The organism is Bilophila sp. 4_1_30, assembly GCF_000224655.1.
In the GTDB taxonomy this organism is placed as follows: Bacteria; Desulfobacterota; Desulfovibrionia; order Desulfovibrionales; family Desulfovibrionaceae; genus Bilophila; species Bilophila wadsworthia.
On sequence record NZ_JH114234.1, the window covers coordinates 8738 to 23121 of the forward strand.

Genomic DNA, 14384 nt, shown 5'->3' on the forward strand with positions numbered 1-14384 from the left:
TCTCCCCCCTTCCCCAATCTGTATCTCCACACGACAACTATGAGAATCAACATACTGACTCTGTTTCCTGAATGGTTTGAGTCCCCGCTGGATACGGCGCTGCTCGGCAAGGCGCGTGAGGCGGGGCTTGTCGAATTCGATATCCTGAACCCCCGCGACAGGACGGAAGACCGCCACCATATTGTGGATGACCGTCCTTACGGCGGCGGGCCCGGCATGGTCATGATGCTGGAACCGCTGGTAAAGACCTTGCGGGAACTGGAAACGGAGAGGGGCGGAGCGGGGCGGATCATCATGCTCGCCGCCGCCGGTAAGCCGCTCACGCAGTCGCTGGCCCGCGAACTGGCGCGGGAAGAGACGTTGACGCTGGTGTGCGGCCGGTATGAAGGCATCGACGCCCGGCTCATGGACATTCTGCCGGTCGAGCAGGTCAGCGTGGGCGAGGCCGTGCTCAACGGGGGGGAGGCCGCCGCCATGATGCTGGTGGAGGCCGCGACCCGGCTCATCCCCGGTTTCATGGGGAAAGAGGAATCCGGCGACGACGAAAGTTTTTCGGCGGGTTTGCTGGAGTATCCGCACTTCACGCGGCCCGAGGTCTTTGAGGATGTGCCCGTGCCGGATGTGCTGCGTTCGGGCGATCATGGCCGTATTGCCAAGTGGCGGCGCGAGCAGTCGCTGCGGACGACGCTGCGGGTCCGGCCCGACATGCTGGACGGGGCGCCGCTGACGTCGGATGATATGGAGTACCTGCGGGAAACGGTGGAGGCCGCTGGACGGCTCCGCCTTGGCCGCAACCTCCATTGTGCGCTGGTGCATTATCCCGTTTTCCTTGGTGATCGCAAAACCGGCGCAACCTCTTTGACAAACCTCGACGTTCACGATATAGCACGGTGTTCTCGCACATATGGACTGGGGAGTTTCACGGTTGTAACCCCCTTGAAGGATCAGCAGACCATTCTGGAAACGCTGGTCCGCCATTGGACGGAAGGGCCCGGCGGCGTCTCCAATCCGGATCGCGCCGAAGCGTTCAGCCTCGTCCGTATGGCTTCCGATGTGCAGGGAGCCATTGATCTTGTGGAAGCACGCACGGGACAGCGCCCGGTTCTGCTGGGAACCAGCGCGCGGGACAACGGCGTCATGACGCCTCAGGCTGTGCGGGATCTGCTTGTGGACCGTCCGGTTCTGCTCCTTTTCGGGACAGGGCACGGGATGGCCCCGGAGATTCTGGATGTCTGCGACGGCGTACTGAGGCCGCTGCGGTGGATGGATGCGTACAACCATCTCCCGGTGCGTGGGGCGGTCGCTATCACCCTTGATCGGGTGCTCGGCGACTGCTGTTAGAGCCTCTTCACGGCCGCGCCTTTGCGGTACGGTGCAATGCTCTGTGTTGATACCTCCCCCGGCGACGGGGTGAGAGAGCGCAAGCGACAGCCCGTTTCGGGAGTCACCGACAAACGAAGCGACATAACTTCAGGTTGCCCGTCAGACGGGGCAACGACTTCTTTGAGGAGAAGGACATGACCATCATCGAAAAGATCGAACGCGAACAGATGCGCCTTGATATTCCCGCTTTCAAGCCCGGCGACGCCGTGAAAGTGCACTTCCGTATCGTCGAAGGTGAAAAGGAACGTATCCAGGTGTTCCAGGGCAACGTGATCCGTATGCACCGCGGCACCGTGGGCGCTACCGTGACCGTTCGCAAGGTCTCCGACGGCGTGGGCGTGGAACGTATCTTCCCCCTGCACTCCCCCTTCATCGACCACATCGAGCTGGTGACCGAAGGTTCCGTGCGCCGCAGCCGTCTGTACTACCTCCGCGATCTCAAGGGTAAGGCTGCCCGTATCAAGCCCAAGAAGCGCTACTAGTTCCCCATCAGGGAAGAGGGGAGTTTTCCCCGCAGTGAGGCGTTTCCCGCCCGGCGACGGGTGTTCTGGAAAAAGGGATCTTTCCTGCAAAGATCCCTTTTTCCCTTTTTCGTCTTTTGTTACGGAGAGTGTATGGCTGGCCGCAAAAAATCCGTATCCGTGCAGGAAGAGCTGCTTCTGTGCCCTTCCGCGAAGCCGGGCGACTGGTTCCCCGGCATACCCGTTTCGGCGGTTGCCGGGATCGATGAAGCCGGGCGGGGCTGCCTTGCCGGTCCCGTGGTTGCGGCGGCGGTGATTTTGCCCGAAGGCGCGGTTATTCCCGGCCTTGCGGACTCCAAGGTGTTGTCGCCTACCCGCCGGGACGGTCTGGCCGCCGAGATCGGGGCCGTGGCGCTGGCTTGGGGGCTTGGCGTCGTCTGGCCTCCCGAAATCGATCGCATCAATATTTTGCAGGCGACGCTCAAGGCCATGTGCCACGCCGCCAGCGTGTTGAAAGTCCGGCCCAAAGGGTTGCTCATCGACGGCAACCAGACGATCCCCGAGCCGCTGTTCCGGCAGCGTGCGGCGTGCTGGCCATCGTCCCCGCGCCAGAAATCCATTGTGGACGGCGACGCGCTGGTCCCGGTCATTTCAGCGGCGTCCATCATCGCCAAGACGTTCCGGGACATGCTTATGGACAAGCTCGACAACCGCTATCCCGGCTATGGTTTCGCCAAGCATAAGGGCTACGGTTCCAAAGAGCATTTTGCCGCTTTGCGTGAGCTTGGGCCGTGCCCCATGCACAGGAAGACGTTCCGGGGCGTTTTGCCCGAACAGCAGACGGCGCGACAGGGTTCGCTTTTGTGACCTTGCGGCAGGAAAAAGGGCGCGCCGGAGAGGATGCCGCCGCGGACTGGCTGGAAAAGGCCGGGATGCAGATACTCGCTCGCAATTGGCGCAGCGGTTCGTATGAACTGGATCTTGTCTGCCGGGACGGGGACGAACTGGTTTTCGTCGAAGTCCGTCTGCGCGGCAAGGGGAGCCTTGCTTCGCCCGAGGCGAGTATGACGCCCGCCAAATGCCGCAACGTGGTCAAAGCCGCCCGAGCCTACTTGTCCGCAAGCGGGGAATGGGATGTTCCCTGCCGATTCGATCTTGTCTGCGTCCGTGACGCGGGCGCAACCTTCGAACTGGATTATTACCGCCATGTCTTTGACATCTCCGAAATTATGGGTAGTGGCGACGCCGCTTGGCAACCCTGGTGATCTTTCTCCCCGTGCGCGGGAAGTGCTGGAAGGCGCGGATATGGTCCTTGCGGAAGATACCCGCCGGGCGGGGCTGCTGTGCCAGCGCTGTGGGGTGAAAGCCAAGCGGTTCATGAGCTTTCATGACCATAACGAAGAGAGCAAGCTGGACGAAGTGCTGGGCCTGTTGAACGAAGGCCGGACGCTTGCGCTTATTTCCGACGCCGGGCTGCCGTTGGTGGCCGACCCCGGCTACCGGCTGGTACGGGCCTGCCGCGCGGCGGGGATTCCCGTATCGGTGGTTCCGGGGCCGAGTGCGCCCGTGACGGCGCTCGCCGGGAGCGGCATCGCGCCGCAGCCGTTCGCGTTTTTGGGGTTCCTCCCCCGCAGCCGCTCGGATCAGGAAAAGACGCTGGCGCCCTTTGCCAATCTGGCATTGACGCTTATCTTCTTTGAACGTAAGGACCGATTGAGCGAAACGCTCTCTGCGGCCCATGCCGTGCTCGGTCCGCGGGAACTTTGTATTGCCCGCGAACTGACTAAAACGCATGAGGAATACCTTCTCGGGCGGTTGGAGGACGGCGTCCCGGCGGGCGTTGAGTTGCTTGGCGAGATCACGGTGGTGGTCGGACCGGCGGAGGCCGGAGGCGTGACGGACAGGGAAGAGGTGCTTCGCCTCATCGCCGAGGAGCGGGAACTGGGCGGTTCGCCCCGGGACGTTGCGCGCCGGGTGCAGACCCGGACGGCCGGATGGACGGTCAAGAGCATTTACGCGCTGCTGTCCGCAAGGAGGTAAGCTATGAGCGCCAAGAAATCGGGCGGCCCCCTTATTGGGGACAACCGTAAAGCCCGTCATATTTATGAATATTTGGAAACCATCGAAGCGGGTATTTCCCTGACCGGGCCCGAGGTGAAAAGCCTTCGTGCCGGGCAGGTGAACTTCACGGACAGCTATGTGGAGTTCAGGCGCGGCGAAGCGTGGCTGATCGGCCTGCACATTGCCCCGTATACGAATGCCGGGTACGTGGAGCAAAACGCGGACAGGCCCCGCAAGCTGCTGATGCACGCACAGGAAATCGCATCGTTTGCCGCGAAAGTGGAGCAGAAGGGCCTGACCATCGTTCCGGCGAAGCTGTATCTCAAACACGGGAAGATCAAGGTGGAGTTGGCTCTTGGACGGGGCCGCAAGCTGCATGATCACCGCGTGGAGCTGAAGCGCCGTGCCGAGACCCGGGATATGCAGCGTGAATTGCGCGGATAACGGCGCCATCGGGAAGTATGACGGGAAGGGACGCTTTCGGAGCGCTTCGTCAGCCGTGTTCCCTTTGGGATGTTCACGGGATGGAGGGCATACGATGGAGGCGGCGTTTGGGAAAGCCCCGCTCATTTCTCGCAAAGGGAAAAATACGGATGCCCTGGGCCGTTTTGCTTGACAGCGTGAGGGCGATCCCGTATAGAGATTCCCGTTGCTACGGCGACCTTTGGGGATGTAGCTCAGCTGGGAGAGCGCAGCGTTCGCATCGCTGAGGCCAGGGGTTCAATCCCCCTCATCTCCACCAGATTTTTGTCTCTAGTAGACGCAAAAGTCTCAAACCGATTGGTTTGAGACTTTTTGTTTATGCTCTATACTCGTTGTAGGAAGTTTCGCTACTTCATCTCGTACATATGCTTTCCATGCAGGATGTAGTAGATAACCAGCGCACAGAGCACCGTGCCGGACAAAGCGAGATACATGCCGTTGTAGCCGACGATCGGCACAAGGAAGCCGAAGAGATAGGGGCCGAGCCCTATGCCGAAGTCAAAGAAGATGAAGAACGTTGTAGTCGCTTGGGCAAAGCGGGAACGCGAAACCAGAGAGAGCGATACGGCTTGCCCTACCGACTGGAAGTTGCCGAAGCCCACGCCGAGGATGAAGCCGGAAAGGAGCAGCATCCAGCCGTGTTCCGCATAGGCCAGTAGAACGAGGGACAGTGCCGTCAAGAGAAAGATGGGGAAAAAGATGACGTTTTCGCCGCGGGTGTCGTACAGCCTCCCCGTTATGGGGCGGGTGGCCAGAGCCGCCAGGGCGTACAGCAGGAAGAACAGGCTTGCGGGGCCGGAAAGGCCCCTTTCGGCTGCGAACGAGGTCATGAAGGCTTGCACGCATCCGTAACCCAGGCAGGTTACCAGCGCTACGAAGGAAAAACGCACCACGCGCGGATCGATATAGCTGTTGAGGCTGAAGAGCGGACGATGGCGTCGCTGCATTGCCGGAAGCGTTCCCAATCCGAAAAAGATGGCGAGGCAGCCCAGCGCGATGCCGACGTTGATCCGCATCAGGGTCGCATACGCCATATGGCCGCTCAGGGTAATGCCGAGGAACGGCCCCAAAGCCAGCGCCAGCGCCGTGCTCATGCTGAACAGGCTGATGCCGAAGCCATGATGCTGCTGTGGGACCACATAGGCCACGATGGTCCCGGTAGCCGTACCGATAATCCCGACGCCGATACCGGCCAGAAGCCTCTGGATGAACAGCAGCGGCAGGGAATCCGCCAGAAAGAAGCTTGCTATGCTGGCCGTATACAGCAGCAGCCCGGCGCACAGGATGCTCCGGCAGCCGAAAAACGACAGAAGGTTGCCCGTGACGAAACGCCCGGCCAGGCATCCGATGACCATGATGCCCGCGGTGAAGCCCGCTGTGCTCAAGCTCACGGCGTAGGCTTGCCTCGCATACGTGGTGCTGGTGACGAATATCAGGTAATAGGCCGTCATGACCAGCAGATTGATCAGAGTTACCACATTGAAGTTACGGTTGCATATCTCCCTCAGCGTTTCCCTCGTTCCCCGTTTTGACGCGTTTTCCGTCCGGTTGCGGCGGATGCGGCGATTCGGCATTGCAGGTTTCTCCTCTATGAAAATCGTTGCGTTCGCAACGACTATGTGTTTTCCTTCATACTGTCAAGCGAGGATTCGGAGTCTTTTTTCGCTTCTCGCCAAGGGCGGCGAGGGCTGTTTTGCAGTCCGTGTTACCGGATGCATAAGATCAACAGGGAGGGAATGTTGGAACTGACTTGCAAATGGATCACTTTGGCCAATCGGTACTATTACATGTATCTCAGCAAGGCGCTCGCTCCGTATGGCATCAACACGAGCCAGTATCTTTTCATTGTCGTGCTGTGCAAGGAGCCGGGCATTACGCAGGACAAGCTGCCGGAGCGGATCGGCATCAACAAGAGCAACGTGACGCGCGGGTTGGCGCAATTGGAACAGGCGGGCTTTATCCGGCGTGAAACCAACCCGCAAGACAAACGTACGACCACTGTTTATCCGACGCAGCGGGCCCGTGATATCTATCCGCAGATCATGCGGCTGATTTCGGAGTGGGACTCCGCCGCCACCAGATTGTTTTCCGATGAAGAGAAGCGGGCTCTTCAGGTCCTGCTGCAGCGCCTGACGGATTCCGCTAAAACATTCGGCAAGGAAGCCGGGGCATCGCCCTGTGATGGGGAGGAGTAGGTCTGAAAAAGGCTTCGGAGCTTTTCCTTTTTTCTCAGGCTCGTGTGTGTGGGGAAGTCATTTCTTCCGGCACACAGCTACTCCCGCTTTTTGGGGCTCCTTGCGGGAAGCCTGATGCGTGTGTTTTTGCACCGTCTGTGGACTCACACTGGTTGCTTTCTGTGAATGCAAGCCGATCGTGCACAGGCAAAGGCCCCTTTCCGTTGTCGAACGGGAAGGGGGCTTTGCCTGTTTATGGATATTCCGGAGTACGGTGGTCATGCTAGGCGTCGTTTTGTGGCCCTTGGGGCATGGGAGGCATCCCTTTGCCACCCGAGGGCAGCGCCTTTGTTTCCGTTTTGGGTACTTCCCCATACACGGCGAAGTGCCCGCGCCCGGTGTTTTTGATCTGGTACAACGCGGCGTCGGCCTTGGCGAACAGTTCGGCGTAGGTCTTGCCGTCACGCGGGAACAGGCTGATGCCGATGCTTGCCGAGATGACATAATCCTGCCCGAGGGTGACATGGGCCAGTTCGACGGAGAGCCGCCTGCATTTGGCTTTGAGGGTTTCGAGCCCATCGGAAAGGGAAATGTCCTTGGCGAGCACGACGAATTCATCCCCGCCCGTGCGCCCGACGATGTCCGTGGCGCGGAACGTCGCGCTCAGGGTAGACGCCACCGCCTTGATCACCGAGTCCCCGAACAAGTGCCCGAACGTATCGTTTGCGTATTTGAACTTGTCGAGATCCACAACGATGAGCGCGTGTTTTCTCCCCTCCTGCAACTCAAGGGAAACAAGGTGTTCCGTAGTGATCTTGTTGTAGATCTGCGTGAGCAGATCCGTGCTTGCTTCGTGGCGGAGGCGGTCTTCCTCGAGCTTCTGGTGGTGGATGTTCGTGAGCTGCCCGATGAGTTTGATGGCGCGCCCGGTTTCGTCACGGATGCTGCGGAAGCGGATCGAGTACCACTGATAGCCTTCTTTCGGCTGAAGCAGGCGGAGGGTGAGGGCGTAGGAATCGACCCCCTGTTCAATGCGGCGATAGGCCTCCTGAAGCGTTTTCGCATCCTCGGGCAGGAGCATGTTGAGCAGGTTGTCCTGATGCCGCCTGTAATTAGGGATGACCCGGGGTTTATGGAAAATGGTTTCGTAGCGTTCTGAGCACGTCATCTCGTCGGTGTCGTAGTCGTATTCGAAGATGATGTCGTTGGTCAGCTCCGCGACGATGCGGTTCCGCTGCTGTTCCAGCTCCAAAGCCCGCATGGTGTTTTTCTGCTTGCTGACGTCCACGAACACGCCCTGAAATACGGGCACGCCGTCGCGGTGCCCCACGAGGCTGGCTTGGAGATAGATCCAGACGACACCGCCGTCCCTGCGCAGGATGCGGTATTCGGTATGCACCGGGATGTTGCTTGCGAGGCTGGAACGGAACGCGCCGAGCAGGTGTGCCCGGTCGTCGGGGTGCACCACAAGCAGGGCTTCGTCGTGCACGTCCTGCTCATATTCCGCGTGGCTTCTCCCGGCAAGCGCGTAAAAACCGGCGTTTGCCCAGAGCACACGGAGGCTGTCCGTGAGTTCGAGCCGCGCCACCCCGCCTCTGACGCCGTTGATGACGGCTTCAAGCTCCTGCGAGGTTTCAGTCGCCCGGGCGCTGGCCTCTTCGGCCTCCCGTGCCCGTTCTTCCGCCATGCTGAAGCTTGCCTTGAGCCGCTGGACCATCGTGTTGAGGGCGCGGGCCAGCTTGCCGAGTTCATCCTCGCGCCGGATGTTTAGGGAACGATCGAGATCGCCCGAGGCTACGCGCTCGGCGAACTCCACCCCCTCTTGAAGGACACCGGTGACTTTACGCAGGATGAGGTAGATGAGCAGTGTGACGAGCAGCAGCGCGCCCGCGCAGCTCAGGATGATATCGCTGCGGAGGCTGCGTACCCCGGCGAGCATGGCTTCCTTGGATGCTGCGGCCACAATGATCCACCCGTTGGGCAGGGCCGTATAGGCGCTGTACATGATCTGCCCCTGCGGGTTCCTGTATTCCAGAAACCGATCTTTGTCCGCGGTGGCTTCCTTGATGAAGCGCTGTTCGGAGACATTGGCGGCGAACATCTTGTTACGGTCCCTGTGCATGATGACCGAGCCGCCCGGCGTGCAGACGAAAACGTACCCCATGCCGTTGAGGGTGACGGGATCGACGATAAGGCGCGTGAGGTGCTCCATGTTGATCGCGCCGACGAGCACGCCGGATACTTTGCCCCTGTCATAGATAGGGGTGGAGATGATGAACGCCTTTTCCTGCGTATAAGGAAGGACAAACGGCCCGTCGAGGGTTTGTGCGCCTTGCAATGCCTTTTGGAAATAGGGGGAGGTTTTCCGGCTGGTGGAGTTCTCGCCCGGATTGACGCTGGCGATCACGGTCCCCCTGCTATTGAGGACGGCCAGACCGTCGATGCTTGGGAAGTCGAACACGGCCCGCCGCAAATGACGGGTAAGGAGCTTGCTCCGTTCGCCCTCGGGGGATTCATCAGGGTTGCGGAGCAGCTCGATGATGGCGATGCGATCCGCCACTGTGAGCAAATGCTGGCGGGTGAGGTTCATGACGGTGGTGAGTTCGCGCCCCACGGCGTCGAGCGTGGAAATTTCAAGGATGCGGGTAGCCTCGGCCACAGAATCCCGGGCGTCGCTGTATGCCTTCCACCCGATGAAGGACGTGGCGAGCGTCACAATGACGCTGATGGGAATGATCATGCGCGCGATAAGTGACATCGTATCTTTCTCGTGTTCAAAACCAGTAGGGGGGAGGAGCCCTGAAGGGCGAAGAGGTGATTCGAGAGATGATACGCGGGGAAAAGGAAATGTAAACTATAATCCGGGCGGAAGCCTGCGGGGGCAAGGGGGGCCGCCGGAGCGGAGCGGCTAGGGGCGGAGAGGCCGTTTTGCTGAAAGGCGGTGTCCGGGCACCGGGATCGCCCCGCAGGGGAGCGGGTGAAACGAAAGCCCCGAAAGCCGGGCTTTCGGGGCGAACCTATCTGCGCGTCTTGCGCCAGCCGTCAAAGCGTTCCTGAAATATTTTTGAATCTTGCCTGGTCCGTGTGGATACCATCCAGAGGAAGACGCAGATTGTGAGGGCCACAAGGCCCACAAGGGCGAGCAGGATGTATACGATAACCGTCAGAATGGCAAAAATCGTTTCCATAGGGTTGCCTCCATGTCCAATCTTAGCAGAGAACGGCTCCGCGTCAAAGAGGACCCAAGGGTACGGGCGGGGAAGGCGTAAGGGGGAAGATTCCGGACATGCAGCCGACGGGATGGGGGACGGCCCGCCATACTGCGGCGTGCCCCAACATCCTTGACTTTAGCGTGTTCAGAGCTATTGTGAAGACAGAAGGAAAAGGCGTTTCCTAATCACTTCATTACGGAGGCATCATCTATGGAAGTGAAGAAGGTTCTCTGTGCGGTGGACTTGGAAGACACGATTGCCCCTTCCGTTGAATATGCGAAGATGATGGCGTCCATGACCGGGGCCTCCATTCTGGTTGCCTATGTCATCCCGGCTCACACGCCGTATGAGGATGTGTATCTTTCCGTCAACAACCAGCCGAATGAAGTGAACAATCCCAACGAAACCATCCAGAAGTCCATGAACGCCCTCTTGGCGGAACAGTTCGCCGGGATGGATGCCACGGGAGTCATTCTTGTGGGGCGGCCTTCCGAAGAGCTGGTAAAGCTGGCTGAAGAGAAGGGAGCCAGCCTCATCGTCATGGGCACGCACGGGCGGGCGGGGTTTGACCGTCTGCTGTTCGGGTCCGTCGCCCATGAAGTGGTGCGGGCCGCGCCATGCCCGGTGATGACCGTCCGGCCCCCCATGCCGAAGAAGTAAGCGATAAGGGTGCCCTTCCGATTGGGGAAGGGCGCTTTTTTTACGCCCTGAGCCCATCCGGTCAATCGCCCTCCCCGGAAGGAGGCGACTCTTGGAGTCTTGCCTGGGCGTTTCCGGAAAGGCGGGCTTTTTCCTCCCGCTTCAGTGTACGGTTTTCCGCGAATTGATTGACGATCATGGCGACGATGACCAGTGAGTACATGTACGCGATCAAGGCCACGAGGATGGTGGCGTTCTTGGCGACCCATGTATGGGGCGTGATGTCCCCGTAGCCGATGGTCAGGATGGTCACGTAGCTGAAATAGAACAGATCACGGAAACCCTGCCCGCCGGGCGTGAGCCCGGAAAACGAGCCCGGTTGATGGAACTCCACGGCGACGAAGACGAAAAAACCGCAGTACCCGATGAGGAGCAGGCCGCACAGCGCCGCGAGCACGCTTTCCCGGTCCACCAGCGGGGCCGTGTAGATCTGCCGGAAGAGTTCGAGCGTCACCCACCCGAAGAACACGACATAGGCGAATACAAGATACTCGCGCAGATTCAGGGGCGTGAAGCTGTCCAGCAGGCGCCCGACGATGAGCAGGCCGCCGAGGAAGATCAACAGGGTCAAGAGGTATCCCCTCCGCCGGATATCGAAGAGGGAGATCCCCGCGATGAGCTGGATCGGCAGGTAGATGGTCTGCGCGATGCCGTCGTAGATGTCTTCGGGGAAGAAGATGTTGACGACGATCGTGCACAGGAGTGAAGCGAAGAGAAGGTCGAAACGATACTTGTAGGCTTCCGATCGGATGTGGTGCGGATGCTCGGGCATGGGCGGCGATCCCTCGTTGGAGGATTGAGCGGGTGCGCTTCCGTTCTTAGGAGAAAAATGCGCGGCGGTATAGGGGAATATCCGGAGATCCGCCGTGAAAATGAAGCAGGTATAAAAGAGGTTGCGGCGCGGCCTGATTTGAACGTGATGAAAAGGGGAAAGGGGGTGTCCATAACCCCGGGGGCATGGCGGCGTTCCTTCGGTGGCCGGAGGCCCGGGGAGGCGGAAAAAGCTGAAAAGTATGGCGGGAGCATTTGCGAAATGCCGACTGGACAGATATGCTCCCATGCGCCTGAGCGCGCCGGGGAGAGGCGCTTTCCTTGGCGCTGTGGGGATGTGCACGGGCGGTTCCGGGGGGAGATTCGCCAGACAACGGAGGGGAATGGTGAGAGCGGTCCGCACGTTTCGGGGGAGAAACGTCTACGTTTTGTGTCTCCTTGGCATTTTTGCGCTTTCGGTTCTGGTCGCGCTCTCCTTCCTGGAGTTCAGGAGCGAAAACCGGGAACGTATCCAGGCCGTCAACAACGCCTATCTTGAAGAGATTGCCCGCCAGTCCAATCTCCGTATCTCCATCAGGATGAATGCCGCCATTGCCTATACGGTCATGTTCGCGGAACTTTTTTCATCGGTAGAGCGTCTGACCGGGCCGGATGCCGCGGCTTTGCTGCAAAACATGGCGGGCCATTACGACTTCCACGATGTCCGCGTGTTCACGCCCGATGGGAATGGCCGCGATTTGGAAGGTTCCGTCCGTGTGGAGCCCGGCGAGCCGTGGTTCCAGGACGTGCTGCGCGGCAATCACGACGTGCGTTTCATCCGTAACGCGCATGGCCCGGACAATCTGCTCTTTTATTCGCCCGTCATCAGGGGCGGGGAGATCGTCGGCGCGGTAGCCGGCGTGTATGATATGGCCATCCTCTCCCGGATCATGGATCTGAGCTACTTTCACGAGCGCGGCTACAGCAATATCCTGACGTCCAGCGGCGAGTCGGTCACGACCTCGCGCCACACGTCGAACATCATCGGCGGCAGTGAAAACGGGCTGGAAGCGTTTGAAGCCAACGCCGTAATGCTGGACGGCTATACCTTTGAAGGGCACAGGACGATGCTCCGTGACGGGACGTCGGGTTTCATCCGGTTCTCCGTGGGCGGATACGGGCGCACGGCCTATATCACGCCGCTGGGCATCAACGACTGGCGCCTTGTGACCATCGTGCCCGACGCCGTCACCGAGGACATCTGCGATCCGATCAACCGGGGCGCGTTGTCGTTCTCCATCAAACTTTTCCTTGCTTTTGTGATGAGCGCCATGCTCATCAGCTTCATCATCTTCCGTACCCGGCGGGAGGTGGAGGGTGTGAATCAGGAAAGGGACTCGATGGCCGACATTTCACCGGGCGGCATCGTAAAGTGTACGCGCGATGATTTCCGGATGCTCTATATCAATCAGGGATGCCTGGAGCTTGCGGGCTATTCGCGGGAAGAGCTGGAAGACAGGTTCCAAAATGTGTTTCTCGGGGTCGTATACCCTGAAGACCGGGATCGGCTTACCGCTCTGATGCGGGAATGCGGTTCGGAGCCGCTGCAATGCGAATACCGCATCGTGACGCGTTCCGGCGAAGTGCGGTGGATTCTGCACCGTATGCGCCTTGCGGCGGAGCAGCGCGGCGCGGCGTGCCTCTATTGCAGCATGACCGACATCACGGACGCCAAGGAAGCGGAGTTGAAGCTCCGCATGAGCAACGAGCGTTTCCTGATCGCCATTTCCCATACCGACGACACGCTGTTTGAATATGTATACGCCACGGGGCGGATCATGCGCATAGCCGGGAAGGGGGCCTCCCTGACTGAGACGTCGCTATACGAAGCGATGGATGAGATTGGCATGGACGAAGAGAGCAGGAAGGCCATGGAGGGCGTCCTGGAGACATTGCGGTCCGGGGAAGCCTCGGCCTCCGTGGTGATGCGCTCCGGAAACGGCTGCAGCCGATGGTTCCGCGTCACGCTGACCAATCTTTTCGATGACGAGGGCCGCCCATACTCCGCGCTCGGCACGCAGGAAGACATTACCGAACTGAAGGAAGCCGAGCTTCGTTTTGCCCGGGAGGAGCGGTACCGGGAGGCCATGCTGTCCAAGACGATAGCGTCTTATACCGTGAACCTGACGCGGGACAGGCTGCTGTCCCGGTACGCGGATGGTGAAGAGCTGGGCGTGGAAGAGCCGGACGCGTCAGCCGCCGCACGGTTCCGCAAGGCTGTGGAGGTGTCCGTACATCCTGAAGATCAGCAGGGCGTCCTGCGTTTCTATGCCACGGAATCCCTGTTGCAGCTGTACGCGGCGGGGCAGGGGGAAACGTCGCTGGAATACCGCACGCTGCGCGGCGACACCTGCATCTGGGTGTCCGCCTCCGTTAATCTGTTGAAAGATCCGGCCTCCGGGGATCTGCTGGCTTTTGGTTACCTGACGGACATCACGGAACGGCGGCAGCGCGAGGCTGAATTGGTCTATAAGTCGGAGCGGGACTTCCTGACGAAGCTGTATAACCGGTCTGCTGTGGAAAAACGGTTTTCCGAGTATGCGGCCTCGGCCTCTGGGGACGGATTGCTTGCCTTCTTCAGCATGGATTTGGACGGGTTCAAGAATGTCAACGATACGCTGGGCCATCTTGAGGGCGACACGCTGCTGCAATTGGTCGCGCGGGAACTGGAGTCGTGTTTCCGTGAGGGCGACATTGTGGGCCGCTTGGGCGGGGATGAGTTCATTGCGCTCATGCATGGCGTCTCAACCCGGGAAATCATTGAGCGCAAGGCTGAGGAACTGTGTGCGCGCATCCGGTCCATCCGCATGGCGCACCCCCGTTACAGCGGGGTTTCGGTAAGCATCGGCGTGGCCATTGCCCCGGAACACGGGGGTTCGTTCGAAGAGCTGTATGCCAAGGCTGATGTCGCCTTGTACCACGCGAAGCAGGGCGGGCGGGATCGCTTCGTCATATACGGCGGGGAATAAGGCCCGGATTCCGCAAAGAAGGCGGGCACGGGCTGTTGACAGGAGTGCCGTGAGCATGGAAAATCGGTTGTCTGATGGATGCCGCCGTCCGAGGGCTGGCGGAGCCGAATGATTTGTATTGCCGGGAGACAG

13 protein-coding genes and 1 tRNA gene are annotated in these 14384 nt (G+C 60.0%); 10 read left to right on the top strand and 4 right to left on the bottom strand.

The window, feature by feature from the left end; translation table 11 throughout:
* Positions 1–39 precede the first annotated feature (39 nt).
* From trmD to HMPREF0178_RS16230, 7 genes are all read left to right on the top strand, one after another.
* Positions 40–1341 carry a tRNA (guanosine(37)-N1)-methyltransferase TrmD gene (gene trmD, locus HMPREF0178_RS16200; protein WP_039959301.1) on the top strand — a complete coding sequence of 434 codons (1302 nt, stop codon included), beginning with the start codon at positions 40–42 and terminating at the stop codon, positions 1339–1341.
* Positions 1342–1517: 176 nt separating this feature from the next.
* Positions 1518–1865, top strand: coding sequence for a 50S ribosomal protein L19 (rplS, locus tag HMPREF0178_RS16205; protein WP_005029482.1), 348 nt, complete (start codon positions 1518–1520; stop codon positions 1863–1865).
* Positions 1866–1997: 132 nt separating this feature from the next.
* Positions 1998–2711, top strand: coding sequence for a ribonuclease HII (locus HMPREF0178_RS16210; RefSeq protein WP_009368875.1), 714 nt, complete (start codon positions 1998–2000; stop codon positions 2709–2711).
* Entirely contained in the window at positions 2708–3109 is a 402-nt protein-coding gene (locus tag HMPREF0178_RS16215) for a YraN family protein (RefSeq protein WP_009368876.1), read from the top strand. Before HMPREF0178_RS16210 ends, HMPREF0178_RS16215 begins: the two co-directional genes overlap by 4 nt.
* The gene (rsmI, locus tag HMPREF0178_RS16220) at positions 3051–3884 is read left to right on the top strand and encodes a 16S rRNA (cytidine(1402)-2'-O)-methyltransferase (RefSeq protein WP_009368877.1); all 834 of its coding nucleotides are present in this window, start codon (positions 3051–3053) and stop codon (positions 3882–3884) included. The genes HMPREF0178_RS16215 and rsmI overlap by 59 nt, the downstream gene beginning before the upstream one ends.
* A 3-nt stretch (positions 3885–3887) precedes the next feature.
* Positions 3888–4349, top strand: coding sequence for an SsrA-binding protein SmpB (gene smpB / locus HMPREF0178_RS16225; protein ID WP_009368878.1), 462 nt, complete (start codon positions 3888–3890; stop codon positions 4347–4349).
* 222 nt (positions 4350–4571) lie between these two features.
* Positions 4572–4647 (top strand) — tRNA-Ala (locus HMPREF0178_RS16230).
* An 88-nt stretch (positions 4648–4735) separates the two neighbouring features.
* Here HMPREF0178_RS16230 and HMPREF0178_RS16235 read toward each other — a convergent pair.
* On the bottom strand, positions 4736–5962 hold the full coding sequence (locus HMPREF0178_RS16235) for an MFS transporter (RefSeq protein WP_009368879.1): 1227 nt from the start codon (positions 5960–5962) through the stop codon (positions 4736–4738).
* A 162-nt stretch (positions 5963–6124) separates the two neighbouring features.
* On the opposite strand from HMPREF0178_RS16235, the gene HMPREF0178_RS16240 reads away from it, so the two are divergent.
* A complete protein-coding gene (locus HMPREF0178_RS16240; RefSeq protein ID WP_009368880.1) occupies positions 6125–6583 on the top strand; it encodes a MarR family winged helix-turn-helix transcriptional regulator in 459 nt (152 codons plus the stop codon).
* 262 nt (positions 6584–6845) lie between these two features.
* On the opposite strand, the gene HMPREF0178_RS16245 is transcribed toward HMPREF0178_RS16240, so the two are convergent.
* Entirely contained in the window at positions 6846–9320 is a 2475-nt protein-coding gene (locus HMPREF0178_RS16245) for a diguanylate cyclase (RefSeq protein WP_009368881.1), read from the bottom strand.
* A gap of 259 nt (positions 9321–9579) precedes the next feature.
* A complete protein-coding gene (locus tag HMPREF0178_RS22125; protein WP_009368882.1) occupies positions 9580–9750 on the bottom strand; it encodes a hypothetical protein in 171 nt (56 codons plus the stop codon).
* Positions 9751–9984: 234 nt separating this feature from the next.
* On the opposite strand from HMPREF0178_RS22125, the gene HMPREF0178_RS16250 reads away from it, so the two are divergent.
* On the top strand, positions 9985–10434 hold the full coding sequence (locus HMPREF0178_RS16250; RefSeq protein ID WP_009368883.1) for a universal stress protein: 450 nt from the start codon (positions 9985–9987) through the stop codon (positions 10432–10434).
* 61 nt (positions 10435–10495) lie between these two features.
* Here HMPREF0178_RS16250 and HMPREF0178_RS16255 read toward each other — a convergent pair whose 3' ends face one another.
* A complete protein-coding gene (locus HMPREF0178_RS16255; RefSeq protein WP_009368884.1) occupies positions 10496–11245 on the bottom strand; it encodes a potassium channel family protein in 750 nt (249 codons plus the stop codon).
* Positions 11246–11627: 382 nt separating this feature from the next.
* Here HMPREF0178_RS16255 and HMPREF0178_RS16260 point away from each other — a divergent pair, with 382 nt between their 5' ends.
* Positions 11628–14252: a diguanylate cyclase domain-containing protein gene (locus HMPREF0178_RS16260; RefSeq protein ID WP_232281310.1), complete on the top strand. Its 2625-nt coding sequence runs from the start codon at positions 11628–11630 to the stop codon at positions 14250–14252.
* Positions 14253–14384 lie beyond the last annotated feature (132 nt).